Source organism: Lentzea sp. NPDC004789 (assembly GCF_053601075.1).
The window spans coordinates 30,968-55,106 of record NZ_JBSGBE010000037.1; the positions used below are offsets into that span (position 1 = coordinate 30,968).

Below are 24,139 nucleotides of genomic sequence, written 5' to 3' on the forward strand. Positions count from 1 at the left end.
CCCGTTGGCCGGGCAATGATGAAGCATGCCCGGGGTCTTGCCGCAAGAGGTGGGGTGCGCTATATGTTGAAGTGGGAGGAGAGCGTGCTCGCCTCCTTTCGTCGTTTCTGGGGGAGTCGCGACGTGGTGCGGTGGTACTTCGCGGGGCTGACGCTGTCGTTCTTCGGGACGAGCGCCATGTACCTGGTCGCCGGTGTGTGGGTGAAGTCGCTGACGGGCAGCGATGCCCTCGCGACGCTGGCTCTGCTGTGCGTGTACGCGCCAGGTGTGCTGTCGCCGTGGATCGGCCGGTTCGCGGACACCTTCCGCAAGAAACCGCTGCTCATCTGGACCGACCTCGCGATCGTCCCCGCGCTGGCCGTGCTGTTCTTCACCGACGAGATCTGGGTGATCTTCACGGTGCTGCTGGTCTACGGCGCGAAAGCGGTGCTGGTGAGTGCCGCCGAACCGGCGTTGCTGGTCGCGATGCTGCCGCCGGACCGGCTGGCGAAGATCAACGGCCTGCGCATGTCGTTGCAGGAGGGCATGAAGCTCGTCGCGCCGTTGGCGGCCGCAGCGCTGTTCGCCGGGTACGGCGCGTGGCCGGTCGTTGCGATCGACGCGCTGTCGTTCGTGCTCGCCGCCGCGGCCACCAGCATGATCAAGGTCGACGAACCGGCGCCCGCGCCGCGCGAGACCCCGAGCTGGCCACATCTGAAGGCGCTCACCTGGCCGATCGTGGGCGCGACGACCGCGCTGTTCGCGGCCTCGCTGCACACCGCAGCGTCGTTCTCTCTCGTGGAGAACGGGTTGCATTACGGACCGGAGTTCCTCGGCGTGCTCTCAGCCGCCCAAGGGGCCGGATCGGTGCTCGCGGGCCTCGCGGGGAAACGCGCCAACGTCACGGCCGGGCTGATCCTGATCGCGGTCGCCGCGCTGGCGCGCACGACGGCATGGCTGCCCGCGGTGCTCGCGGCGGGGTTCGTGCACGGCATCGGGCTCGCCTGGGCCGTGATCGCGGTGGCCACGCTCGTGCAGCAACGCACCCCACCGGCCGTGATGGGCAGGGTCGGCGCGACCGCGATCAGCATCGTGTTCGGAGGTGGCCCGCTCGGTCTCGCGGTCGGCGCGGCGCTCGTCGCGCACCTGAGCTTCGAGGCCATCTACGTGATCATCGCCGTGCTCACCGCCGCGATGGCGTTCTGGCACGCGAGGGCCGGGCGCGCCGCTTCACTGCGCACCAGGCCCTCGCGCGAAGCGGCTGACCAGATGGAGTGATCAGCCGCAGGTGGTCGCGGTCGGCGGCACCTGGCAGAGCCGGGCCGCGTAACCGCCGTTGTGCGCCACTGGCACCGTCAGGGAGTCTCCCGCCGTGACACGTTTGGTGTCGAACGTGGTCTTGCCCGTAGGACCGTCGTGGTACAGCTCGACCAACCACGAGCCGGAGCCGAGGAATCCCGTTCCGACCGAAAGGTCACGCGGATCACCCGCGGTGCCGGCGCCGAGGAACCACGTCGCACCGGACCGCCGGGCCAGCACCGCGAGGCTGCCCGGATCCCCTGCCAGCAAACGCGTTTCGTCCCAGGCGGCCGGCACCGTGCGCAGGAACTGCTCGGCCACCGGGTAGGCCTCGTAGCTGGAGATCTTGTCCGCGAAGTGCTGGACGCCGGACTCGTACAGCACGCTCAGCGCCAGCTCGAACGCGTCGGAGTCGGGACGCACGCCCGAGAACGTCACCGGCGTGAAGTCCATCGGACCGATCAGGTTCCGGGTGAACGGCAGCGTCAGGTAGTGCTCGATCGGGAACGGTTCCCGGCCGGGACGCGGCTTCGTGCCCTCCGCGCCCTTCACCGCCTCGGCCGACAGCACGTGCGGCCAGGTCCGTTCGACGCCGCGCGGGATCGGTGCGCCGTGGAAGTTCAGCATCAGGTGGTACTTCGCGGCCGCCGCGTACACGGCGTCGTACCAGCGCATGCGGTCCTGGCCGTCGGACTCGATGAAGTCGATCTTCAGACCGACCGCGCCCCAGGAGCTGTACTGGGCGAAGAGCCGCTCGCGTTCGCTGTCGGTGTCGATGGTCTGCCAGCGCACCCACAGCCACGTGCCGACACCGCGCGCCTGCGAGTACGAGATCAGCTCGGGGATCCAGTCGGCGCTCCAGCCGGAGTCGACGAGGTTGTACCGATAGCCCTGCTTCGCCGCGTAGTCCGCGTACCGCTTCTGCAGAGCCAGGTCGCCGGTGCCGTCACCCCACCACGACCACACCGCGGTGCCGGGCTTGATCCACGACGTGTCGGCGATCTTCGACGGCGGCGCCAGCGACGTGATCAGCGAGCTCTCCACCAGGTCCGGCAGCGAGCCGACGCCCAGCACCCGCCACGGCGTCGCCAGCGGGCCGGCGGAGGTCTCGGCGGGATCGGGCAGCACGAGCCGGTAGCGGGAGCCGTCGTAGACGACCCGCGAACCGCCGTAGCGGCCGTCGAGGTCGGACTCCGCCAGCAGCAGCCACGAGTCCCCGACCTTGAACAGCGCCGGATACCCGTACTCGACGCCCTTCTCGGCGACGCGGACGTGCAGGGACTCGTAGTCGCTGCGCCCGTTGTCGTACGGCAGCAGGAACTTCTCGGCGGACGACGGCACCGCGAACTCGGACGCCTCGCCGAGCACGGTCGCCCACTTGCCGGACGGCAGCACGTACCGGTACGCCACTCCGTCCGCGGACGTGCGCACCACGACGTCCAGCCGTTCGGCCAGCCGCTGGAGGTGGAACGTCGTCTCCGTGCCGACGTAGGTGTGGTCGTGCTTCCTGCCGGAAACGGTCGTGTACGAGTCCTGGACGAGCCGCGACGACGACCCGACGAACTTCAGCCCCGACGTCAGGTCGGCGTCGGCGGTGCGAATGCCCAGCGCGGACGGCTCCAGCACCGTGGTGCCGCCGCGCCGGACCGAGAGGCTCAACTTCCCCCGGTCGAGCCGTACCAGTGCTTCCGGTGCAACGGACTGCACCCCGACGGGCGCGGCAACGCGCCATTCTCCGGATTCTGCGACGGCGGGAGTCGTGCCGGCCAGCGCGCCGGCGACGGTCGCACACACCGCCGCCAGCAGCACCGGCCTGTTGCGAAACCCCATGCGTGTCACTCCCTACTGCGTGGCGGCGGTAGGTGGACAGGATTGGGAAAGCGCTTACCAGCTTAGGACAGCCGTCCCGCCGACTCCAGATGACGGAAGATGACTCGCGTGACCGGCGAGACCCGGTCCGCGTCGGCGGCGCCGAACCACGCCAGCTCGGCGATCTCGCTCGCCGGCGTCAGCTCCCCGGCGAACGACGCCGTGTAGCAGGTCATTCGCACGGTCTCCCCCTCGGCACGACCGTGCGCCTGCGCCTCGAACACACCCATGAGCTCAGGCCCGGACACGTCGACGGACAGCTCCTCGCGGATCTCGCGCACGAGCGTCTCGACGTCGGACTCCCCCGGTTCGCGCTTGCCACCGGGCACGTAGAAGGTGTCCTTGCCGTGCGAGCGGGCGACGAGCACCCGGCCGTCCACGACGTGCACCCACGCCACCTTGTCGATCATTCGACCGACACTAGGCCGAGGCGAGCTCCTTGACCACGCGGTGCGCGTCGGCCAGCGACTCGACCGCGAGCTCGCGGAACTGGTGCAGCTGCGGGTTGACCTCGGCCATGGTCAGCTCGGCGTGCACGAACTCCAGGCGCTGGTCGAGGCCGATCATCGACAGCACGGCCCGCAGGTACGGCTCCTGGAAGTCGAAGCCCTCGCGCGGCGTGCCGGGCTTGTACGAGCCGCCCCGCGCGGTCACCACGACGACGCGCTTGCCGCCCAGCTCGAACGTGCCGTCCTCGCGCGGGAAGAACTCGCGCGTGGCGACCTGGTCGATCCAGGCCTTCAGCGTCGACGGGATCGAGAAGTTGTACATCGGCGCTCCGATGAGGATCACGTCCGCGGCCCTGACCTCGGCGACGAGATCGGCCCTGACGTCGTGCTCGGTGCCGTCCACGTGCGGGACCGGTGCCGCGTTCAGGTCGCGGTAGGTGTAGCCGCCCTCGGGGTTCACCGACCGCCAGACGTCGGCGAACGCGCCGGTGATCTCGCGGGTGACAGAACCTTCGTGGCGGATGCTCGAGTCGATGTGCAGCAGATTGGTCATACCAAGAACATACGAGTGGAGAAGTTCCGAGTCAAGATGTTCTTAGTCGAGAATATCTCTCCCGGGAGGTAGGATGAACGACATGGAGGTGCAGCAACCCATCGCCGCGTGCGTGGAGAAGTGGGACTTCAACTGGCTGCTGCACCGCGCGGCCCAGCGCGTCGGGGCCGCGTTCGCCGACGAGGTCACGAAGTTCGGCATCTCGTTGCGCGGACAGCTCGTCCTGCAGGCGCTCGTCAGCGACGAGGAGGCCGCGCGCACCCAGCTCAAGCTCGGCGCGATGCTCGGCCTCGACAAGACCACGCTGATGAGCGAGCTCGACAAGCTGGAACGAGCCGGCCTGATCGTGCGGGTGCCCGACCCCAACGACCGCAGGGTGCGCACGCCGGTGATCACCGATGAGGGCCGTGAGCTGCAGAAGCAGGCGCGTGACGCGCTCGCCGAGGTCGAACGCGGCTTCCGCGCCCGCTTCACCGATCAGGAGATGGCGGTCATCCGCAGGGCCCTGAGCGACCTCGCCACCGGCGAGGGCCCGGTGCACGGTTCCTGCATCTAGACGAGAGTCGCCAAGTCCGCCTCGCGCAGCTGTTCCGGTGTCGCGGTCGCCTGCGCGTCCACCAGCGCGCCCAGCGCCTTGCCCTGGTCCCAGACGTTGACGTTCATGGCCGCCCGCACCCGTCCGTCGCGCAACCAGAACGCGATGAACCGACGCGCGGTCAGGTCGCCGCGCACCACCACCTCGTCCGCGGGATCGGCGAGTCCCCGGTACTCCATGCCCAGGTCGTACTGGTCGGTGAAGAAGTACGGCGACCTCTGGTACGGCTCGCCCAGCCCGAGCAGCGAGCCCGCCACGTGCGTGCCCTGGTTCTTCGCGTTCGCCCAGTGCTCGACGCGGACCCGCCCGCCGTACCGCGGGTGGTCGTGCGCGGCGATGTCACCGGCCGCGAAGACGTCCGGTGCGGACGTGCGCAACGCCGCGTCGACCGCCACGCCGCCGTTGGCCAGTTCCAGCCCGGCGGCCTCGGCGAGCTCCAGACGCGGGGTGGCACCCACGGCCAGCAGCGTCACGTCCGGCAGCAGCTCGGTGCCGTCGTCGAGGATCACGCCGGACGGTGAGAAGCCCGCCACCCCGGTGCCGAGCCTGAACTCGACGCCGTGTTCCTCGTGCAGGCCGCGGAACATCAGACCCATCTCCGTGCCGAGCACGCGCACCAGCGGTTCGGCCAACGGGTCGACCACCGTGACGCGGCAGCCGTGCGTGCGGGCGGCGGAGGCGACCTCGCAGCCGATCCAGCCCGCGCCGATGATCACGACGTGCCTGCCCTCGCGCAGCGCCGACTTCAGCGCGAGCGAGTCGTCGATCGTCCGCAGCACATGTCCTTGCGCGCCAGGCAGAACGCGGGGGCGTGAACCCGTCGCGAGCAAGAGCCGATCGTAGGAACTCACTGCTCCATCCGAGTCGACCACCGCGTGCTCACCGGGGCGCAGCTCCAGCACCGAGACGCCGAGCTTCAGCTCGATCTCGTTGTCGGTGTAGAAGGAAGGCTCGTGCACCCAGTGCGGTTCAGCGGCTTTGCCGAGCAGAACGTCCTTGGACAGCGCGGGAAGCTCGTACGGACGATGGTGTTCCGTGCCGAACATGGTGATCTTGCCGCCGTAGCCGCGGTCTCGGAGCGCGCCCGCCGCGGAGGCACCGGCCAGACCCGTGCCGACGATGATGATGCGTTGCGGTTCCGCCATTTTCACCCCTCCTGGTGACCAACTCTCATCTCTCGTGCGACGCTATCCGCAGCTCGGCACGGTCGCTTGACGGAGACATCACCGAGAATCGCGGAACCTTCGTCATGACCGGCGGCCGCACGCGTCCCACCCACGCGAGCGCCGGAACCACCGGGCCCGGCGCGCCGAGTGAGCTGGAGGAAGAAACCCGTGGGAGCCAAAGAGGAGTGGCAGGTGAGCTGCCGCGACATCGCTTCGCGCCGACGGGACTTGACGGTGTTCGTCAGCCAGGGGCACATCGTGATCAACGTGCCACCGGGGGAGGCCGCCGTGCTGACACCGCTGGAAGTCGGTCGTCTGCGCGCCGCGCTGAGGGAAGCCGTCGTCGCCGCGTCCGACACGGAGCTGTGACCGCCGTCACAGCGTTACCTACTCGCAAGTAGGTAGGTGGCAGAGTGGTCGCCATGGTGACCCGCGTGCTGCTGACCCTGGTCAAAGCCGGAGTGATCCGGCCGTTGGGCCCGCAGGGCCTCTCCGCGACCGCGCGCGGGTATCTGCAGTGGGACATCACGCTCGCGTGGGGTTACCAGACCGGCGCGGGACGACACCCGGACCGCGCGGCGATCGTCGACGACGACGGCGTGCTCACCTACGCCGAGGTGAACGAGCGCACCAGCCGGCTCGCGCACGCGTTCCGCGTCGGGGAGCGCGTCGGCCTGCTGTGCCGCAACCACCGCGGTTTCATCGAGACGATGACGGCGTGCACGAAGATCGGCGCCGACGCCGTCCTGCTCAACACCGGCCTGAGCAAAGGACAACTGGCCCAGGTCGCGCAGGACCAGAAGCTCGACCGGATCGTGGCCGACCGCGAGTTCGCCGACGTGCTGCCCGACGTCCCCACCTACTTCAGCGACGAGCTGGAGTCGTTGATCCTCAACGGACCGGACGAGCGGCTGCCCCGCAGGCCTCCGCGCGGCCGGCTGACGCTGCTCACCTCCGGCACCACCGGCACCCCCAAGGGCGCGCGCCGGCCGGAACCCGCGAGCCTCGCCCCCGCCGCCGCGCTGCTGTCGCGGATCCCGCTGCGGCACGGTGACGTCATCGCCATCACCTCGCCGCTCTTCCACGCCTGGGGCCTCGCCGCGTTCCAGCTGGGGCTCGTGCTCGGCGCCACGCTGGTGCTGCGCCGCAGGTTCGACCCGGCGCAGACGCTGAAGGACGCGGAGCAGTGCACGGCCATGTTCGTCGTTCCCGTGATGCTGCAACGCATGCTGGAGACCCCGCACCGGCCGAAGCTGCGGGTCATCGCCTCCAGCGGGTCCGCGCTGCCGCCCCGCGTCGCCACGCGCACCCTGCGGGAGTTCGGTCCGGTGCTCTACAACCTCTACGGCTCAACGGAAGTGAGCTGGGCGAGCATCGCGACACCGGAGGAGATGCTGGCCGAGCCGGGAACGGCGGGCCGGCCGCCGCTCGGCACCCGGCTGGCCATTGTGGACGACCAGGGCAACCCGGTGGCGCCCGGCGAGACCGGCCGGATCTTCGTCGGCAACGAGATGCTCTTCGACGGCTACACCAACGGCACGAGCAAGGAGTCGTTGAACGGCCTCATGTCCACCGGCGATCTCGGCTACGTGCGCAACGGCCTGCTGTTCGTCGCCGGCCGCGACGACGAGATGATCGTGTCGGGCGGCGAGAACGTCTACCCGCGCGAGGTCGAGGACCTGCTCTCGAACCTCGACGGCGTCACCGAGGTCGCGGTGGTCGGCGTGGAGGACGAGGAGTTCGGGCAGCGGCTCGCGGCGTTCGTCGTCGGCGACGAAACCCTGACGGCCGAACACGTACGTGAACACGTGCGGGCGCACCTCGCCCGGTTCTCCGTGCCGCGGGATGTTTTCTTCGTCAACGAGTTGCCCCGCAACGCGGCCGGGAAAGTGCTCAAACGCCAGCTGCGCGAACAGTGTTAGTGCCGTGACCGGCAACCTTCACCGCGTCTTCCGGCGCTCAGCAGGACACCTCGCCGCACCGGCACCGCGAGGTGCCCGTCCGGCCGTCGAAATACCGGGCAAAGGCTGCCGGTCACGGCACTAAGCTCACCCCCGGAAGAGGGGGCTTGATCCGACATGACGGTTCCCGGCCGGACCGCAGATCCCCGGTCCAACGCCGTGCACAACCTGCGCGAGGCCCGCATCGCACTGGACGAGGGCCGACCGGGCGAGGCGCTGGAGTACGCGGAGAAAGCGGTTGCCGCGTTCGCCTGGCTGGACGACGCCGAGGGCGTCGCGGAGGGCGTGCTGGCGCAGTCCGTGGCGCTCGGCAAGCGCGGGCTGTGGCCGAGCGCGCTCGACACGATCGACCGGGTGCAGGAGATCGCGGCGGCGAACCGCCACATCGGACTGCAGGCCCGGTGCAGCTTTTCCCGTGCCGTCGTGGAACTGCGGCTCGACTCGCGCGAACGCAGCTTCAACTCGTTCGCTCGCGCGCTCGGGCTGGCCGAGCTCACCGGGGACAACGAGCTGATCGGCTCGGTGCTGTTCGAACAGGCCCGCGTGATGCGCATGCAGTACCACGAGCACTGCATGATCCGCACCGAGGAGAGCCGCTGCAGCCTCGACGGCGAACCGTGCGTGCGCAAGCTGCGGCGCGCGGAATCCTTGTGCGCACAGGTGCGCGACCGGTGGAAGCAGGTCGGCGACCCGGTGCGGATGGCGATGGTCAACGTGCTGCTGACACACGTGCGCATCGATCTGGGTGAACTTGACCGCGCGCACCGCAGCTGGCAGCGCGCTGACCAGTTGCTTGCCGGAAGGAACCGGCCGGTGGCGCGGGCGGAGGCGTTGATGGCGCGCGCCAGGTTGTCGGGTGCGCGCAAGCGGTACCCGGACCAGATCAGCCAGCTGACCCAGGCCGCGGAGCTCGCGATGAGCTGTCTGGCCCGGGAAGTCGCGGTGCACGCGCACCAGCAGCTGAGCGAGGCCTACGAACGGTCCGGTGACTTCGAGCGGGCGCTGCGGCACGCCCGGCTCCAGCTGGAGCAGTACCGCCTGTGGGAACTGCAGGAGGGCCGCGACCTGCTCAGGATGCGCGAGCACGACCTGTCGTCACGACTCGTGGAACAGTTGGCGCACAGGCGTTTCGAGCCCAAGCGCGAGGACGCCGTGGTGCGGGTCCCGCACGCGGGCGAGCTGCACGAGACGGGCACCGCGGAGCACACGAACACCCGGATCGCCCGCGCGCTGCGGGCCGGGCTCACCAAACGCGGCATCGAGGTGCTGCGGCTGCTGGCGGCCGGGGCGAGCACGGCGATGATCGCGGAGTCGCTCGGTCTGTCGCCCAAGACCGTGCAGAACCACCTCCAGCGCATCTACACGACCCTTGACGTCAACGACCGCGCCGGTGCCGTCGTGTGGTGGATGAGCCTGACGGCCGAGCAGTCATCTATTGTCAAGTGATTGACAAATAGTCCGAGCAGACCGAGGTGCGATCGCCCGTTCGGCCGCTTGCCGCCTACGGGGTGGTCGCGGTTCTTGGGTGATTTACCCATGTCGGCGGCGTGGAATTAGGTGATGTGACGGGTAACTGGTCTGTGTCATGCTCCGTTAACAACATGTCCAGTTAACGAGCGAGGGGCGGTCATGACCGGGCAACGTCGCCTGCTCGCCCCGTCAGTGCTTGCGCAGGGCGATCCGCGCCACGTCGCGCCACAGGAGCGGGTCGACGCCCTCGGGGTTGATGTGCTCCAGCAGCGCGGCCAGTGCCGTGCGCGCGCCGGCGCTGCCCTCCGGGTCGACCTCGTCCGCCGCCCGCACGAGCAGCAGGTGGCACCGCAGCTGCTGCTCGGCGTCGAGCTGCCCGGTCGCGATGGCCTGCTCCGCGAGCTCACGCGCCCGGTCGACCTCGCCGTCGCGCAACGCGAGCTCCGCGCGCAACGCCCGTGCGTGCGCGAGCAGACCGTCCTGCCGGCGCATCGCGGCGACGGTCGTCTCCACGTTGTCCAGCAACGCCACCACCTCGTCGAGGTTCGCACCGGGCGTGCGCAGCGCGATCGACGCTCCCGCAAGGCGAACACGGCAGCGGTACTCGGGATCGCCGTCGAAGTCGTCGAGCATGCCGACGGCCTGGCGGATGCAGTGCGCTGCCTCGGTGCGGTCGCCCAGCCGGTCGGCGACCTTGGCCCGCGCCCACCACGTGGAGATCGCGAGCCGGTCGCGGCCGAGTTCGGGCAGCCGCGCGGAAAGCTGGTCCACCACCTGTTCGGCGTCGGCCAGCCGCCCGGCCGAAGTGAGCTCCGCGCACAACGAGATGAGCGCGCGCGTGTTGACCCGGCGCACCCGTTCACCGTCACCGCTGGCCAGCTCAACGGCCTCGCTCGCGGCCCGCACGGATTCGGCCGTCCGGCCGAGGCGCCGCAACGAGGATGCGCGCAGGATCTCCACCAACGCGTCCACCGCCGGACCGGGAGACCACGACTTGCGCAGCTTCGCCGCCGCCAGCAGCAGACCCTCGTGGTCCCGCTGCCGCGCGAGCATCACCAGGCGCGTCCACCGCACGCACCAGCCGAACATCTCCTCATCGGACCGCTTTCCCAGCGTTTCCAGCAGGTCGACGGCCATCACCAGGTCGCCGTCGTGGTAGGCGAGCAGCGCCTCGCACCACGCCAGCGCCTCGTCCTGCATCGCGGTGCGGTCCTCGTCGACCACGAGCTCGGACGGGTCGACGCCGAGCACCTCGGCCAGCCTGCGCACCACGGCGGGCGACGGCACCCGTTCGCCGGACTCCAGCCGGGACACGTAGCTCATGGAGACGCCGGGGCACGCGAGGTCCTTTTGCGACAAGCCGCGTTGCAACCGGACCGCACGCAACCGCGCCCCGAACCTCGTCAACGACTTCCTGCCCTCATCCACGGCCGCCACCAATCGAACGGAGCCCCTCAATGAAGTTGAACACTATCGCTCGAATCGTCGCAGCAGTGATCCTCAGTTTGGGGGTCCTGACGACGGCGGCCGGTGCGGCCGCGGCGGACACACCTGACACCTTCCTCCCGCCGTACTGCGCCAAGCCTTGATCGTTATGCCCGGTTGAGGTGGTCTTGCCTCCCTCGCAAGCAAGACCGCCTCGCCACCTCCGCATCAATTGGCACACCTGGCCACATCGCCAGAGGTGCGTGAGGCACCCTTGTGGGGTGACTCTGCAACTGCGCACGCCTCGTCACCAGGTGAGTTCCAGGTCGGTCCTGCTGTGGACGATGCAGGCGGCCGCGTTCTGGCTGGTGCTCTTCGTGCCACAGCTCGTGGTGTTCCTGCTGGTGCCCTCGCCTCCTGCCTGGGAGCTGGCGCTCCTGATCGCGACGCTGGTCGTCGGTGTCGTGCACACCGCGGTCGAGCCGAGCTGGCGCTACCGCGTCCACCGCTGGGAGACCACGCCGGACGCGGTGTACACCCTCTCCGGCTGGCTGAACCAGGAGTGGCGGGTGGCGCCCGTGTCGCGCATTCAGACCATCGACACCAAACGCGGGCCGTTCCAGCAGTTGCTCGGCCTCGCGACGGTCACGGTGACGACCGCGTCGGCCGCGGGTCCGGTCGAGATCGAGGGCCTGGACCACGAGGTGGCGCAGCAACTCGTGGTGGAACTGACCAACACCACCCAGGCCACGCCGGGTGATGCCACGTGAGCACTCCCCCGGAAGTGCCCACCGGCCTCCCCGCCGCACCGGAGCTCACCGAGCCCGTGCCGGAGTGGCACCGGCTGAACGTGCGGATGCTGCTCGTGCGCCCGCTCAACGAGGGCATCGCCCTGCTGGTGCCGATCGCGGTGCTGCTCTTCACCGGCAACGGCGAACCGTGGCGTCTCGGCGCCAGCGGCGTGACCGTCGCGCTGATCCTCTCGGTGAGCTACTTCGCCTGGCGCACCACGAAGTACCGCATCACCGACGAGAAGGTCGAGCTGCACACGGGCCTGTTGACCCGCAAGCAGCTCGCCGTGCCGCGCGATCGCATCAGGACGGTCGACCTGACCTCCAAGCCGGGTCACCGCATCTTCGGGCTGTCCGCGGTGCGCATCGGCACCGGGCAGCAGCACACGGAGGGCACGGACGGCCTCACGCTCGACGCCGTCACGTCCGAGGAGGCGGCCCGGCTACGGCAGTTGTTGCTGCGGAAGGTGGTCGCGCCACGGGCGGCGGGCGAGCCGAGCGCGGCGGTGGAGCAGCCGTCCCAGGTGATCTCCCAGCTGGACCTGAGGTGGCTGAGGTTCGCGCCGCTGTCGCTGTCCGGGCTGGTCGCGATCGGCGCCGTGTTCGGTGTGCTGTCCAACTACGCCGACGACCTCGGCCTGCACCCGGTCCAGGACCTGTGGGAGTGGGTGTTCTCGCACCCGAGCGTCACGTTCATCGGTGGCGCCGTGCTCGCACTGGCCGTGCTCAGCCTGGTGCTGTCGGTGCCGCTCTACGTGCTGCAGTTCTGGAACTACCGGCTGACCCGCGAGCCCAACGGCACGCTGCACGTGCAGCGCGGCCTGCTCACCACCCGCTCGGTGACGGTCGAGGAGCAGCGCCTGCGCGGTGTCGACATCCAGGAACCGCTGCTCGTGCGGGCCGGCCGCGGCGCGAAAACCGTTGCGGTGACGACAGGTCTGGGCACGAAGGGCGAGAGCAACCTGCTGCTGCCGCCCGCGCCGCTGTCCGTGGCGCACCAGGTCGCGCGGGACGTGCTGAAGGTCGAGGACGACCCGACCACGCGCAAGCTGCGCAGGCACCCGTTCGCCGCGTTGCGCCGCAGCGTGGTCCGGCACGTGCTGCCGTGGGCGGTGATCACTCTCGGGCTCGCGATCTGGGCGCCGTCGTGGGCGTGGCCCGTCCCGGCGGTGATCATCCCGTTCGCGGCGCTGGTCGGCTGGGACAACTACCGCTCGCTCGGCAACGCGCTCGACGAGCGCTATCTGGTTACGCGCAACAACTCCCTCGTCCGCAGCACGGTGGCGTTGCAGCGCACCGGGATCATCGGCTGGCGCATCCGGCGGTCGTTCTTCCAGCGCCGCAGCGGGTTGATGACGATCGGCGCGACCACCGCGGCGGGCGCCGGCGTCTACCACGTGACGGACGTCGGTGAGGCCGACGGGCTGGCGCTGGCCGATGCGGCGGTGCCGGACCTGCTGCGGCCGTTCCTGATTGATACGTCCACTGTGGAGGGTCAAGCCGAGCGGAACGTCTGACGGTAGGCGGACGGCGACACCCCGATCGACGCCGCCAGCTGCTGCCGCAGCGCCGCCCCCGTCCCGAACCCGGCGTGCCGCGCCACCTGGTCGATCGGCAGGTCGGTGGACTCCAGCAGGTGCCTGGCCCGTTCGACGCGCTGCTGGGTCAGCCACCGGCCGGGCGACATGCCGGTCTCCGCGCGGAACCGCCGGGTGAACGTGCGCACGCTCATGCTGGCCTGCCCGGCCAGCGCGGCGAGTTCCAGCGGCTCGTCCAGCCGGTCCAGCGCCCACGCGCGGGCGGGCGCGGTGGAGGAATCTGGGTCGTGCGGCACCGGCCGGTCGATGAACTGCGACTGGCCGCCCTGCCGCCACGCCGGGACGACGCAGTAGCGCGCCACCCGGTTCGCGACCTCGCTGCCGTGGTCGGACCTGATCACGTGCAGGCACAGGTCGATGCCCGCCGCGACCCCCGCCGAGGTGAGCACGTCGCCGTCGTCGACCCACAGCACGTCCGGGTTGAGCCTGACCTTCGGGTAGAGCGCCCGGAACTCCTCGGTCGTGCCCCAGTGCGTCGTCGCGGGCCGCCCGTCGAGGATGCCCGCGGCCGCGAGCACGAACGCGCCGGTGCAGATCGACATGATCCGTTCGGCACGAGTGGTGGTGAGTGCCTCGTGCACCGCGGGTTCCAGCGTCCCCGCCTTTCGCGCGGGCACGTAACGCGTGCCGGGGACGAGCACCGTGTCGGCGTCGCGGATCACCTCCAGCCCGTGGTCCGGCGTGATCGAGTAGCCGCCGCTCGTGGCGATCGGCCGGCGGTCCGGCGAGCAGACCAGCACCTCGTAGCGGTCGTTCAGGCGGTTGAACATGTGCGTCGCGGTGCCGAGGTCGAAGGCGACCGACTCCTCCAGCGCGAGCACGGCGATCCGGTGGGCCATGGCCCGATTCTTTCACATGTTGGCTTCTCGGCCACTGGTTGTCGGGTCCACCATCACCGAACCTTGTCGCCGTGAGACTGCATTGGGCCTGGGTGGTCGCTGGGGTGTCCTTCATCGCGTTGGTCGGTGCCGCGTCGTTCCGCGCGGCACCCGGCGCGTTGATCGAGCCGTTGCGGGCGGAGTTCGGCTGGTCGACCGGCACGATCTCGCTCGCCATCTCGATCAACCTGTTGCTGTACGGGTTGACCGCGCCGTTCGCGGCCGCGCTGATGGACCGGTTCGGCGTGCGGGTCGTGGTGACGTACGCGCTGACGATGGTCGCGATCGGCAGCGGGCTGACGGTGTTCATGACCGCGTCGTGGCAGCTGGTGCTGCTCTGGGGTGTCGTCGTCGGGCTCGGCACGGGCTCGATGGCGCTGGCGTTCGTCGCGACGATCACCGGACGGTGGTTCGTGCGGCACCGCGGCCTGGTCACGGGCGTGCTGACGGCGGGCGGCGCGGCCGGGCAGCTGGTGTTCCTGCCGCTGGTGGCGTGGCTGTCGGCGACCTACGGCTGGCGGCCGGCGTCGCTGGTCATCTGCATCGCCGCGCTGGCCGTGGTGCCGCTGGCGGCGTTCTTCCTGCGCGAGTACCCGCGCGACGTCGGCCTGCTGCCGCTCGGAGCCGTGGAGGACACTCCCCCGCCGCCGTCCGGTGGCGCGGCTCGCCGGGCGCTGACGGCGTTGGGCTCGGCGGCGCGCACGAAGCCGTTCTGGTTGCTGGCGGGCGGCTTCGCGATCTGCGGTGCCTCGACGAACGGTCTGGTGGGCACGCACTTCATCCCCGCGGCGCACGACCACGGCATGCCGACGACGACCGCGGCCGGGTTGCTGGCGCTGGTCGGTGTGTTCGACATCGTGGGCACGATCGTGTCCGGCTGGCTGACCGACAAGATCGACTCGCGGTTGCTGCTCGCGTCCTACTACGCGCTGCGCGGGCTGTCGCTGATGCTGCTGCCGCAGCTGTTCGGCGCGTCGGCGCACCCGTCCATGCTGGTGTTCATCATCTTCTACGGCCTGGACTGGGTCGCCACCGTGCCGCCTACGGTGGCGTTGTGCCGCCAGTACTTCGGCGTGTCCGGCCCGGTCGTGTTCGGCTGGGTGTTCGCGTCGCACCAGTTCGGCGCGGCGATCGCCGCGTCCGCGGCCGGGCTCACCCGCGACCACCTGGGCAGCTACGACCTGGCCTGGTACGTCGCGGGCGCGCTCTGCCTCGGTGCGGCGGTGCTGTCAGCGTCGCTTGCGCGAAGTGCCGAAGATGCCCCGCGTGATCTCGCGCGCCAGGGCGCTGCCGGCTGACCGCAGGAACGACTTCACGGCGCTGTTGCCGAGCACCTTCTCGACGAGCCCCGGTTCCTCCTTCTCGTGCCGTTGAGGCTCCGGGGCTTGTTGCTGTTCCTGTTGGGGCGGGGCGACTTTCTGCATCAGCTGCTCGTAGGCCGACTCCCGGTCGACGGTCTCCGCGTACTTGCCGTGGAGATCTGACGCCTGTGCGGCCTGCTTGATCGCGTCGTTGCCGATGGTGTCCATCAACGACCGCGGCGCCCGCAGCCGGGTCCACGCGACCGGTGTCGGCGCGCCCTTCTCACTCAGCACGGTGATGATCGCCTCGCCGATGCCGAGCGACGTGAGCGCCTTCTCCAGGTCGTAGTGCGGCGTGTTCGGGTACGTCTTCACCGTGCGGGACAACGCCTTCTGGTCGTCGGGCGTGAACGCGCGCAGTGCGTGCTGAACGCGCGCGCCGAGCTGCGACAACACGTCGTTCGGGATGTCGGTCGGCAGCTGCGTGCAGAAGAACACGCCGATTCCCTTGGACCGGATGAGCTTCACGGTCTGGGTGATCTGGTCGAGGAACGCCTTCGACGCGTTCGCGAAGAGCAGGTGCGCCTCGTCGAAGAAGAAGACGAGCTTGGGCTTCTCGACGTCACCCTCTTCCGGCAGCGTCTGGAACAGCTCCGCCAGCAGCCACATCAGGAACGTGGAGAACAGCTGCGGGTTGCCCTGCAGCTCGGCCAGTTCGAGCAGGCTGACGACGCCCTTGCCGTCGCGTTCGCGCATCAGGTCGGCCGGGTCCAGTTCCGGTTCGCCGAAGAACCGGTCGCCGCCCTGCGCCTCCAGGTTGACCAGCGCCCGCAGGATCACCCCCGCCGTCGAGCTCGACACCCCGCCGATGCCCTTCAGGTCCTCCTTGCCCTCGTCGCTGGTCAGGTGCTGGATGACGCTGCGCAGGTCCTTGGTGTCGAGCAGCGGCAGCCCCTTCGAGTCGGCCCAGTGGAAGATCAGGCCGAGCGTCGACTCCTGGGTGTCGTTCAGGCCCAGCACCTTCGACAGCAGGATCGGCCCGAAGCTCGTGACCGTGGCCCGCAGCGGCACACCGAGGCCTCCCGTGCCGATCGACAGGAACTGCGTCGGGTACGCCCGCGGCTGCCAGTCGTCGCCGGTCTCCTTGGCACGGGTGTCCGTGCGGTCGCTGCGCTCGCCTTCACGCGACAGACCGGACAAGTCGCCCTTGACGTCGGCCATCAGCACCGGCACGCCGTTGTTCGACAGCTGTTCGGCGAGCAGCTGCAGCGTCTTCGTCTTGCCGGTACCCGTTGCCCCCGCGACGAGTCCGTGCCGGTTGACCATGGACAACGGGATGCGGACGTGCGCCGTCGACTCCACGGTTCCGTCGACCAGCACAGCGCCGAGCTCGATGGCCGCGCTCTCGGACGCGTACCCGGCAGCGATCTCAGCTTGAGCCGTCATGCACGGGGAGCGTAACCAGGTTGCTGCACGCCGCCACTCGAAGTTGACGCTCCGCGCAGTAATGTTCCGGGCGTGATGGATCGTCTGGTGTGGATCGACTGCGAGATGACCGGACTCGACCTGGGCAAGGACGCTCTGATCGAGATCGCGGCACTGGTCACGGACGCCGAGCTGAACGTGCTCGGCGACGGCGTGGACATAGTGATCCACGCCTCCGACGACGTGCTCGCCTCGATGCCGGAAGTCGTCATGGAGATGCACGCCAAGTCGGGCCTGACCGAGGAGGTGCGCGCCTCCTCGGTGTCGCTGGAAGAGGCCGAGGCGGCCGTGCTGGCGTACATCAAGGAGTGGGTCCCGGACCCCAGGACCGCGCCGCTGGCCGGCAACTCCATCGCCACCGACCGCGGGTTCATCGCCCGCGACATGCCGGCGCTCGACGCCCACCTGCACTACCGCATGGTCGACGTGTCGTCGATCAAGGAGCTGTGCCGGCGCTGGTACCCGCGCATCTACTACGCGCAGCCGGGCAAGGGCCTCGCGCACCGGGCGCTCGCCGACATCGTCGAGTCGATCCGGGAGCTCGCGTACTACCGGCGCACGGCGTTCGTGCCGCAGCCCGGCCCGACGACCGAACAGGCCCAGGCCGTGGCCGCTGAGCTGCTCAAGAAGGCTGAGTAGACCCCCGATTTCAATATCGGTAGCTGCCGTTGCTATGCTTTCCTCGCCGGTCACGGACCGGTGATGGTGGGTGTAGCTCAGCTGGCAGAGCACTGGGTTGTGATCCCAGGTGTCGCGGGTTCAAGTCCCGTCACTCACCCTGACAGCCGGATTATGTCTGCAAAAAGCGCAGACATAATCCGGCTTCGTTGTGTTTCCTGGGGGCCGAGCCCCCAGACCCCACGCCGGGGGCAAGCCCCCGGACCCCCGGCCTGCCTTGGCGGCCTTTCCCTGTGTGTTTCGGGAGTGTTCATGACCACGCTCGTCGCCAAGGACCTCGCCGCCGGGCACGGTGACCGCGTCCTGTTCTCCGGACTGGACCTGGTGGTGGCGCCCGGCGACGTCATCGGGCTCGTCGGCGTGAACGGCGCGGGCAAGTCGACGTTGCTGCGGACGCTGGCCGGGCTGATCCCCGCCGAAGAGGGCCGCGTGTCGCTGAACCCGCCGTCGGCCAACGTCGGGCACCTCCCCCAGGAGCCGGAACGGCGTGCGGGCGAGACCGTCCGCGACTTCCTGGCCCGCCGGACCGGTGTCGCCGCGGCTCAAAGTGCGCTGGACGCCGCCACCGAGGCGTTGACCGCCGGCAACGACGAGGGCTACTCCGACGCGCTGGACCAGTGGCTCGCGCTGGGCGGTGCCGACCTGGAGGAACGCTCCGAGGAGGTCATCGGCGAGCTCGGACTGAGCGTGGGCCTGGACGCGTTGATGACGTCGCTGTCGGGTGGTCAGGCCGCGCGGGCGGGCATGGCGTCGTTGCTGCTCAGCCGGTACGACATCTTCCTGCTGGACGAGCCGACCAACGACCTCGACCTCGACGGTCTGGAGCGGCTGGAGAAGTTCGTCACCGGGCTGCGCGCGGGCACGGTGCTGGTGTCGCACGACCGCGAGTTCCTCGCCCGCACGGTCACCGGCGTGCTGGAGCTCGACCTGCACCAGAACGCCGTGCACCTCTACGGCGGCGGCTACGAGTCGTACCTCGAAGAACGCGCACGGGCCCGTCAGCACGCGCGAGACGACTACGACGAGTACGCCGACACCAAGGCCTCGCTGGAGGCCCGTGCGCGCATGCAGCGCGCGTGGATGGAGAAGGGCGTGAAGAACGCCCGGCGCAAGGCGGGCGACAACGACAAGAACGCTCGCAAGTTCCGCGCCGACGCCACCGAGAAGCAGGCGTCGAAGGCCCGCCAGACCGACCGCATGATCGAACGGCTGGAGGTCGTCGAGGAGCCGCGCAAGGAGTGGGAGCTGCGGATGGAGATCGCCGCGGCCCCGCGTTCCGGTGCCGTCGTGGCGTCGTTGCGCGCGGCGGTCGTCGAACGCGGCTCGTTCCGGCTCGGCCCGGTGGACCTGCAGATCGACTGGGCGGACCGGGTCGCGATCACCGGCGCGAACGGCGCGGGCAAGTCGACGCTGCTCGCCGCACTGCTCGGAAGGGCAGAGCTGACCTCGGGCTACGCGACGCTGGGCTCCGGGGTCGTGGTCGGCGAGGTGGACCAGGCGCGCGGGCTGTTCCTGGGCGACCTGCCGCTGGTGGACGCCTTCCAGGAGGCCGTGCCGGACCTGACGCCCGCCGACGTGCGGACGTTGCTCGCGAAGTTCGGGCTGAAGGCGGCGCACGTGCTGCGGCCGGCGGCGTCGCTGTCCCCCGGCGAACGGACGCGGGCGGCGCTCGCGTTGCTGCAGGGGCGCGGGGTGAACCTGCTGGTGCTGGACGAGCCGACCAACCACCTCGACCTGGCCGCGATCGAGCAGCTGGAGCAGGCGCTGGAGAACTACCCCGGCACGTTGCTGCTGGTGACCCACGACCGGCGGATGCTGGAGGCGGTGCAGGTGAACCGTCACCTGACCGTCGCGAACGGCCAGGTGACGGTTTCCTGAGCTACCTCAGCTCCACCCGGTAGATCTGGGTGTTGCTGTTGTTGGGGATGGAGTCCTTGTCACCGTTGGACGTCGTGAGCCAAAGGTCGCCATCCGGCGTCTTCTCGACCGTCCTCAAGCGACCGTAGGCGCCCTCGAAGAACACCTGCGGCTCACCGCCGATCGGGATCCGGTAGAGCCGCTGGCCGCGCAACGCCGCCAGGTACAGCACGTCGTCCACGACGGCCAGGCCGCTCGGCGAGGCCTCCGACACCGGCCAGGTGTGCTGAGGCTTCCGGAAGGTCGGGTCGCCGCACGCACCGGACGTGCCCTCGCAGGCGGGCCAGCCGTAGTTGCCGCCCGGCCTGATCAGGTTGATCTCGTCCATCACCGAGTTGCCGAGCTCGGCCTCCCACAGCCGCCCGCGCGAGTCGAACGCCAGGCCCTGCACGTTGCGGTGGCCGTAGCTGTAGACGTACTTGCCGGGGAACGGGTTGTCGCGCGGCACGCTGCCGTCCGGGTTGACCCGCAACACCTTGCCGCCCAACGAGTTCAGGTCCTGGGCGTTCGAGCCGACCTGACCGTCGCCGGTCGCGATGTAGAGCTTGCCGTCCGGGCCGAACCGCAGCCGGCCGCCGTTGTGGAACTTGTTGCGCGGGGCACCGGTGAGCAGCACCTGGTGCGTGCTCACGTCGATCTTGCCGTCGACCAGCCGGAACCGGACGAGCCGGTTGTCGACCGGGCTGGTGTGGTAGGCGTAGAGCCAGCCGTCGCGGTACTCGATGCCGAGGAGACCGCCCTCGCCGTCGGTGCTGACGACGTTCGGGACGTGCCCCGCAACGGTTCTGGTGCCGTCGGGTGCGATGCGGATGATGTCGCCGGTGTCGCGCTGCGCGTAGAAAGCCGTGCCGTCCCTGAGGAATTCGAGTCCCCACGGCACGTCCTTGTCGTCGGTCACCTTGGTGACCTCACCGACGGCGTCACGGCCCGGGCGGGTGGTGGCGGCGAGCGGGGCGGTGAACGGCGAGACGTTGCCCGCGGCGTCGATCGCCCTGATCTGGAACTGGTGCGGCGTCCGCGCTTCGAGGCCCGAGATGGTCGTCTGCCGGCCGGTGGTGGTGCCGACCTGGACGTTGTTCGAGAACACCGCGTAGCTCACGACACCGACGTTGTCGCTCGACGCGTCCCACGCGAGCGAGACGCTGTTCGCACTGATCTTGGTGACTACGGCGTTGGAGGGCGTGGAAGGCGGTTCGACGTCCACGACCGCGGCAGGCGTGGTGACCGTGACCGTGTTGCCGGCCTGCGAGAGGTTGCCCGCGGCGTCCTTCGCGTTGACGTAGAAGGAGTACGTGGTGTTCGGGCTCAGGCGCGTGACGTTGTTGGAGAGCGCGTCACCGGCGACCGACTTCACGAACTGGCCGGACTGGTAGATCTCGTAGCTCGCGACGGCCACGTTGTCGCTCGCCGGGCCCCACTGCAGGTTCACCGAGGTGGCGGTGAAGGCTTTGACGCTCAGGGTGCCGGGAGCCGAGGGCGGTGCCGTGTCGACGACGCCGGGCGTGCCGTGGACCTCGAACTCCCGCAGCTCGTAGTCGCGGAAGCACGGCCTGGTCAGCGAGACCCTGACCCACCGGCCGAAGCCGGTGAGTTCGAGGTTGTCGTCGCCGCCGTCGCCCTTCTCGGTGTGGTAGACGTCGCGCCAGTACACGCCTTCCGGCGAGGTCTGGACGGTGTAGCTCCTCGCGCAGAGGAAACCCCAGCGCAGCACGACCCGGTTGATCGTGGACATCGAACCGAGGTCGATGGAGATCCACTGCCGGTCTCCGCCCTCGCTGCGCCAGGTGGTCCGGCGGTCGAGGTCGGTTGCTTTCGATGCGACGTGCCTCGCGTCGCTCTCGCTCGACGCCGTCGCCGGTCGGGCGAACGAGAGCAGCACGTCGTCCGCGTGTGCTGGTGGTGCCGCCACCGCCGTGAGCGCCAGGGCGCTGATGACCGCGATCAGTCTTCGCAGCGGAGCCACGATGCCTCCCAGGTAGGTCGGGCGGCGGTGGCGGCGTTCAGCCTTTCACAAACGTTTTCAGCCCGCCAGGGCTCAGCGGTTGCCCTGCACCCACTGGGTCCACGGCACCTGCCAGTCGCCGAAGCCGTCCCACGGCTCCAGCGCGGGCCCACCGGAGTTGGTGACGATGACGACGTCACCCTGCTTGCTGTTGTCGTACACCCACTTGGCGTTCTCCGGCGAGAGGTTGAGGCAGCCGTGGCTCACGTTGCGACGGCCCTGGTCACCGATGGACCACTCGGCCTGATGGAAGAAGATGCCGCTGTTCGACATCCGGAACGCCCAGCTGACCGGCACCTTGTAGCCGCCGTTCTCCAGCGCCAGGCCGTACGTGGTCGAGTCCATGATCATGCGGTCGTGCTTCTCCATCAGCACGTACGTGCCGGTGGGCGTGGTGTTGGCCGCGTTGCCCATCGAGGTCGGCATGGTCCGCACGACCTGACCGTTGACCTTGACGTTGACCTGGTGCGTCTGACCGTCGGCCTCGTAGATGACCTCGTCGCCGACCGTCGTGGTGATCGTGCGGTCTTCCTGGCCGTAGATGCCGTCACCGATGTGCTTGCCGTAGACCTTGATGTTCATCGTGATCTTGGTGCCCGGCTTCCAGAACTTCTCCGGCCGCCAGTGCACCTCCTTCTTGTTGAACCAGTAGAAGGCGCCCTCGACCTTGGGCTCGGTGGTGATCTCCAGCATCTTCTCGGCCGCGGCCTTGTCGGCCACCGGCTCGTCGAAGTAGAAGGCGAGCGGCTGGCCCACGCCGATCGTGGTGCCGTCCATGGGGTTCGTCGACACGTACGTCAACGTCCGCGGCTTCACCGTGGTGAAGGACGACTCCTTGGTCTGCGGCTTGCCGTCCTCACCGGTCGCCGTGGCGGTGAGCTTGTACGTCTTCGCGTACCCGAGCGGCTCGGTGTTGGTCCACTGCGTCGACTCGGCGTTCATCTTGCCCTCGACGACCTTGCCGTCGGGGTTGGTCAGCTTGACCTCGGTCAGCTTCCCGTCCGCCGCCGTGGCGATGACCGGCAGCCCGGGCGACACGTCGACCGCGCCGTTGTTCAACGCCAGCGTCAACGTGACGGGCTTCGGCGGCGGCGGCGCACTCGACGACGTGCCCGCGGCCCCCTTCGAGTCCCCGCCGCCACTTGAACAGCCTGCGATCAGAATCACAGCGAGTCCCGCCGTGACCACCCCACGACCGCGCCTGCTCCACATCCCCATCGACGTACTTCCGATCTACTTGTCGCCCGCTCCCGAGACTGCCTGCACGAAGTCGTTTTGGCGTCCCCCGACAAGGTGACGACACGGGGTACCCCGAAGTTGCGCGAGTGGCCGGATCGTTACGTGGACGGTGTCGCTCAAACGGCCGTTGACCAGCCGATTGGGAGTGTGCCGATCCGCTGTGCTAACGTTCTTCACGTCGGAACGGCAAGTGACCGGCACACAAACAGGCGCCGCTAGCTCAGTTGGTTAGAGCAGCTGACTCTTAATCAGCGGGTCCGGGGTTCGAGTCCCTGGCGGCGTACTCCAGAGAAGCAGGTAGAGATTCGTATCTACCTGCTTCTTTGCATTTTCCGTACTCATCTTCATTCTCCGTTTCTTCGCTGTGGATCATGGATTGCGAGCCCGAGACGAGCCCGAGACGCGGATGATCTTCGATCGCCGGACGCTCCGGCATCACCCGGTACGAGGCGACCTTGCGCGGCACCAAGCGGGCAATGCCCTCCGCCGTGGCCTGTGCAACCTGGGGCAGCACGCCGGTGTAGGTGTCCGCGGTGATGGTGATTGAGGAGTGCCGCAGCATGCTGGACACGACCTTGATGTCCGCTCCGGACGCGAGTGCCAGGGTCGCCGCACCGTGCCGCAAGTCGTGCAGGCGGATCGGAGGCAGCCCCGCCTCCGCAACGAGTGCGTTGAACAGGTCGGTCACGGCCGCGGGGTGCAGCGGTGAGCCGTCGGGCTCGGTGAACATCAGACCGAGGTCAGCCCATGCGTCTCCGGCCGCTTCACGCTCCCGCTGCTGACGAGAGCGGTGGGCACCGAGTTCGAGAACTGTCCCCCGGTCGAGCGTGATGATCGCCACGCTGCTGTCGGTCTTCGGGGTGTCGAACTCGGTTTCCCAGCCGACTTGCAGCAACTGGAACCGGATGGCGAGTGCCCCGGTGTCATCGTCGAGGTCAGTCCAGTGCTGGCCAAGGCCCTCGCCCCGGCGCAGCGCGGAGTGGGCGAGCAGGTGGAAGTACGCGTACAGCCGGTGGTGAGCAACGAAGTCGAGGAACGTGCCGGTCTGCTCCGGCGTCCAGACCATCACCTTGCCGGGGATCTCCCCCGTCTCCAGCCAGCGCGCGACACGCGCGTCGGTCCACACGAGCGGCTTGGGCCGCACCTCAGGGGGCAGCTCCACCTTCACCGCAGGGTTGACGGGGATCAGGCCATCGATGTGGACCGCGTCGTTGAGTGCTTTCCGTGCCGTGGCCATGATCCGGTGCATCGACGCGATGCCGACCGGACGCCGGTACCTCACCAACGCCCGCTGCTCAGGGTCACGGCTGTTGCGCATCTCTTCGATCCGGTCGTTGAACTCCTCGATCCGCTCGAACATGAACTTGAAGTCGCCGCGTTCCAACTCGTCTAAAGGTTGTCCCGTAATGATCAAGAGTATTGGCGGGGCAAGGGGGTGACAGTGGTGTCACTTGCGACCGGTGGACGTTCAGCCGGTCATGGCC

At 69.2% G+C, this 24,139-nt stretch carries 20 protein-coding genes and 2 tRNA genes; 12 read left to right on the plus strand and 10 right to left on the minus strand.

Going from position 1 to position 24,139, the window contains the following annotated elements; all coding sequences use genetic code 11:
• The first annotated feature begins 63 nt into the window (after positions 1–63).
• The gene (locus tag ACWEIJ_RS44380; RefSeq protein WP_449843317.1) at positions 64–1,257 is read left to right on the plus strand and encodes an MFS transporter; all 1,194 of its coding nucleotides are present in this window, start codon (positions 64–66) and stop codon (positions 1,255–1,257) included.
• Here ACWEIJ_RS44380 and ACWEIJ_RS44385 read toward each other — a convergent pair whose 3' ends face one another.
• The 3 genes from ACWEIJ_RS44385 to ACWEIJ_RS44395 all read right to left on the minus strand — a co-directional run bounded on the left by ACWEIJ_RS44385 (position 1,258) and on the right by ACWEIJ_RS44395 (position 4,149).
• Positions 1,258–3,108: a glycoside hydrolase family 97 catalytic domain-containing protein gene (locus tag ACWEIJ_RS44385; RefSeq protein WP_449843318.1), complete on the minus strand. Its 1,851-nt coding sequence runs from the start codon at positions 3,106–3,108 to the stop codon at positions 1,258–1,260.
• Positions 3,109–3,170: 62 nt separating this feature from the next.
• Positions 3,171–3,557, minus strand: coding sequence for an NUDIX hydrolase (locus ACWEIJ_RS44390; RefSeq protein WP_449843319.1), 387 nt, complete (start codon positions 3,555–3,557; stop codon positions 3,171–3,173).
• 10 nt (positions 3,558–3,567) lie between these two features.
• Positions 3,568–4,149 (minus strand): FMN-dependent NADH-azoreductase, encoded by a 582-nt coding sequence (locus tag ACWEIJ_RS44395; RefSeq protein WP_449843320.1) that lies wholly within the window; start codon positions 4,147–4,149, stop codon positions 3,568–3,570.
• A gap of 73 nt (positions 4,150–4,222) precedes the next feature.
• Here ACWEIJ_RS44395 and ACWEIJ_RS44400 point away from each other — a divergent pair, with 73 nt between their 5' ends.
• Complete coding sequence (locus ACWEIJ_RS44400; protein WP_449843321.1) at positions 4,223–4,705, plus strand: MarR family winged helix-turn-helix transcriptional regulator; 483 nt, start codon at positions 4,223–4,225, stop codon at positions 4,703–4,705.
• On the opposite strand, the gene ACWEIJ_RS44405 is transcribed toward ACWEIJ_RS44400, so the two are convergent.
• Positions 4,702–5,889 carry an NAD(P)/FAD-dependent oxidoreductase gene (locus ACWEIJ_RS44405; RefSeq protein WP_449843322.1) on the minus strand — a complete coding sequence of 396 codons (1,188 nt, stop codon included), beginning with the start codon at positions 5,887–5,889 and terminating at the stop codon, positions 4,702–4,704. The genes ACWEIJ_RS44400 and ACWEIJ_RS44405 overlap by 4 nt on opposite strands.
• Positions 5,890–6,078: 189 nt before the next feature.
• Between ACWEIJ_RS44405 and ACWEIJ_RS44410 the strand changes: the two genes are divergently transcribed.
• The 3 genes from ACWEIJ_RS44410 to ACWEIJ_RS44420 all read left to right on the plus strand — a co-directional run bounded on the left by ACWEIJ_RS44410 (position 6,079) and on the right by ACWEIJ_RS44420 (position 9,317).
• Positions 6,079–6,279, plus strand: a complete 201-nt coding sequence (locus ACWEIJ_RS44410) for a hypothetical protein (RefSeq protein WP_045317853.1) — start codon at positions 6,079–6,081, stop codon at positions 6,277–6,279.
• Positions 6,280–6,332: 53 nt separating this feature from the next.
• On the plus strand, positions 6,333–7,832 hold the full coding sequence (locus ACWEIJ_RS44415; RefSeq protein WP_449843334.1) for an AMP-binding protein: 1,500 nt from the start codon (positions 6,333–6,335) through the stop codon (positions 7,830–7,832).
• Between the two features lie 156 nt (positions 7,833–7,988).
• Positions 7,989–9,317 (plus strand): response regulator transcription factor, encoded by a 1,329-nt coding sequence (locus tag ACWEIJ_RS44420; protein ID WP_449843323.1) that lies wholly within the window; start codon positions 7,989–7,991, stop codon positions 9,315–9,317.
• Between the two features lie 213 nt (positions 9,318–9,530).
• On the opposite strand, the gene ACWEIJ_RS44425 is transcribed toward ACWEIJ_RS44420, so the two are convergent.
• Positions 9,531–10,769 (minus strand): helix-turn-helix domain-containing protein, encoded by a 1,239-nt coding sequence (locus ACWEIJ_RS44425; protein ID WP_449843324.1) that lies wholly within the window; start codon positions 10,767–10,769, stop codon positions 9,531–9,533.
• A gap of 284 nt (positions 10,770–11,053) precedes the next feature.
• Here ACWEIJ_RS44425 and ACWEIJ_RS44430 point away from each other — a divergent pair, with 284 nt between their 5' ends.
• Both ACWEIJ_RS44430 and ACWEIJ_RS44435 read left to right on the plus strand, forming a co-directional pair.
• Positions 11,054–11,536 carry a PH domain-containing protein gene (locus ACWEIJ_RS44430; protein WP_449843335.1) on the plus strand — a complete coding sequence of 161 codons (483 nt, stop codon included), beginning with the start codon at positions 11,054–11,056 and terminating at the stop codon, positions 11,534–11,536.
• Positions 11,533–13,074 (plus strand): PH domain-containing protein, encoded by a 1,542-nt coding sequence (locus ACWEIJ_RS44435; RefSeq protein ID WP_449843325.1) that lies wholly within the window; start codon positions 11,533–11,535, stop codon positions 13,072–13,074. Before ACWEIJ_RS44430 ends, ACWEIJ_RS44435 begins: the two co-directional genes overlap by 4 nt.
• Here the strand turns inward: ACWEIJ_RS44435 and ACWEIJ_RS44440 are convergent.
• Positions 13,053–13,994: a GlxA family transcriptional regulator gene (locus ACWEIJ_RS44440; protein WP_449843326.1), complete on the minus strand. Its 942-nt coding sequence runs from the start codon at positions 13,992–13,994 to the stop codon at positions 13,053–13,055. The two genes, ACWEIJ_RS44435 and ACWEIJ_RS44440, sit on opposite strands and share 22 nt — an antisense overlap.
• Before the next feature lie 71 nt (positions 13,995–14,065).
• Between ACWEIJ_RS44440 and ACWEIJ_RS44445 the strand changes: the two genes are divergently transcribed.
• Positions 14,066–15,331, plus strand: coding sequence for an MFS transporter (locus tag ACWEIJ_RS44445; RefSeq protein ID WP_449843327.1), 1,266 nt, complete (start codon positions 14,066–14,068; stop codon positions 15,329–15,331).
• On the opposite strand, the gene ACWEIJ_RS44450 is transcribed toward ACWEIJ_RS44445, so the two are convergent.
• Positions 15,263–16,780 carry a helicase HerA-like domain-containing protein gene (locus ACWEIJ_RS44450; RefSeq protein WP_449843328.1) on the minus strand — a complete coding sequence of 506 codons (1,518 nt, stop codon included), beginning with the start codon at positions 16,778–16,780 and terminating at the stop codon, positions 15,263–15,265. The two genes, ACWEIJ_RS44445 and ACWEIJ_RS44450, sit on opposite strands and share 69 nt — an antisense overlap.
• Before the next feature lie 72 nt (positions 16,781–16,852).
• On the opposite strand from ACWEIJ_RS44450, the gene orn reads away from it, so the two are divergent.
• From orn to ACWEIJ_RS44465, 3 genes are all read left to right on the plus strand, one after another.
• Entirely contained in the window at positions 16,853–17,458 is a 606-nt protein-coding gene (gene orn / locus ACWEIJ_RS44455) for an oligoribonuclease (protein ID WP_355442337.1), read from the plus strand.
• A 66-nt stretch (positions 17,459–17,524) separates the two neighbouring features.
• Positions 17,525–17,597 (plus strand) — tRNA-His (locus ACWEIJ_RS44460).
• Positions 17,598–17,749: 152 nt separating this feature from the next.
• Positions 17,750–19,375 (plus strand): ABC-F family ATP-binding cassette domain-containing protein, encoded by a 1,626-nt coding sequence (locus tag ACWEIJ_RS44465; protein ID WP_449843329.1) that lies wholly within the window; start codon positions 17,750–17,752, stop codon positions 19,373–19,375.
• Between the two features lies 1 nt (position 19,376).
• Here ACWEIJ_RS44465 and ACWEIJ_RS44470 read toward each other — a convergent pair whose 3' ends face one another.
• Together ACWEIJ_RS44470 and ACWEIJ_RS44475 are read right to left on the minus strand one after the other, a co-directional pair.
• Entirely contained in the window at positions 19,377–21,377 is a 2,001-nt protein-coding gene (locus tag ACWEIJ_RS44470; protein WP_449843330.1) for a PQQ-dependent sugar dehydrogenase, read from the minus strand.
• Between the two features lie 72 nt (positions 21,378–21,449).
• Positions 21,450–22,583: a L,D-transpeptidase gene (locus ACWEIJ_RS44475; protein WP_449843331.1), complete on the minus strand. Its 1,134-nt coding sequence runs from the start codon at positions 22,581–22,583 to the stop codon at positions 21,450–21,452.
• A 281-nt stretch (positions 22,584–22,864) separates the two neighbouring features.
• Here ACWEIJ_RS44475 and ACWEIJ_RS44480 point away from each other — a divergent pair.
• Positions 22,865–22,938 (plus strand) — tRNA-Lys (locus ACWEIJ_RS44480).
• Here the strand turns inward: ACWEIJ_RS44480 and ACWEIJ_RS44485 are convergent.
• The gene (locus ACWEIJ_RS44485; RefSeq protein WP_449843336.1) at positions 22,900–24,015 is read right to left on the minus strand and encodes a tyrosine-type recombinase/integrase; all 1,116 of its coding nucleotides are present in this window, start codon (positions 24,013–24,015) and stop codon (positions 22,900–22,902) included. The two genes, ACWEIJ_RS44480 and ACWEIJ_RS44485, sit on opposite strands and share 39 nt — an antisense overlap.
• Positions 24,016–24,139 lie beyond the last annotated feature (124 nt).

Excerpts from the sequence above, each read along its gene's own strand:
- ACWEIJ_RS44380 (WP_449843317.1), top strand. The coding sequence starts at position 64 with ATGTTGAAGTGGGAGGAGAGCGTGCTCGCCTCCTTTCGTCGTTTCTGG.
- ACWEIJ_RS44385 (WP_449843318.1), bottom strand. The coding sequence starts at position 3,108 with ATGGGGTTTCGCAACAGGCCGGTGCTGCTGGCGGCGGTGTGTGCGACC.
- ACWEIJ_RS44390 (WP_449843319.1), bottom strand. The coding sequence starts at position 3,557 with ATGATCGACAAGGTGGCGTGGGTGCACGTCGTGGACGGCCGGGTGCTC.
- ACWEIJ_RS44395 (WP_449843320.1), bottom strand. The coding sequence starts at position 4,149 with ATGACCAATCTGCTGCACATCGACTCGAGCATCCGCCACGAAGGTTCT.
- ACWEIJ_RS44400 (WP_449843321.1), top strand. The coding sequence starts at position 4,223 with ATGAACGACATGGAGGTGCAGCAACCCATCGCCGCGTGCGTGGAGAAG.
- ACWEIJ_RS44405 (WP_449843322.1), bottom strand. The coding sequence starts at position 5,889 with ATGGCGGAACCGCAACGCATCATCATCGTCGGCACGGGTCTGGCCGGT.
- ACWEIJ_RS44415 (WP_449843334.1), top strand. The coding sequence starts at position 6,333 with ATGGTGACCCGCGTGCTGCTGACCCTGGTCAAAGCCGGAGTGATCCGG.
- ACWEIJ_RS44420 (WP_449843323.1), top strand. The coding sequence starts at position 7,989 with ATGACGGTTCCCGGCCGGACCGCAGATCCCCGGTCCAACGCCGTGCAC.
- ACWEIJ_RS44440 (WP_449843326.1), bottom strand. The coding sequence starts at position 13,994 with ATGGCCCACCGGATCGCCGTGCTCGCGCTGGAGGAGTCGGTCGCCTTC.
- ACWEIJ_RS44450 (WP_449843328.1), bottom strand. The coding sequence starts at position 16,780 with ATGACGGCTCAAGCTGAGATCGCTGCCGGGTACGCGTCCGAGAGCGCG.
- ACWEIJ_RS44465 (WP_449843329.1), top strand. The coding sequence starts at position 17,750 with ATGACCACGCTCGTCGCCAAGGACCTCGCCGCCGGGCACGGTGACCGC.
- ACWEIJ_RS44485 (WP_449843336.1), bottom strand. The coding sequence starts at position 24,015 with ATGTTCGAGCGGATCGAGGAGTTCAACGACCGGATCGAAGAGATGCGC.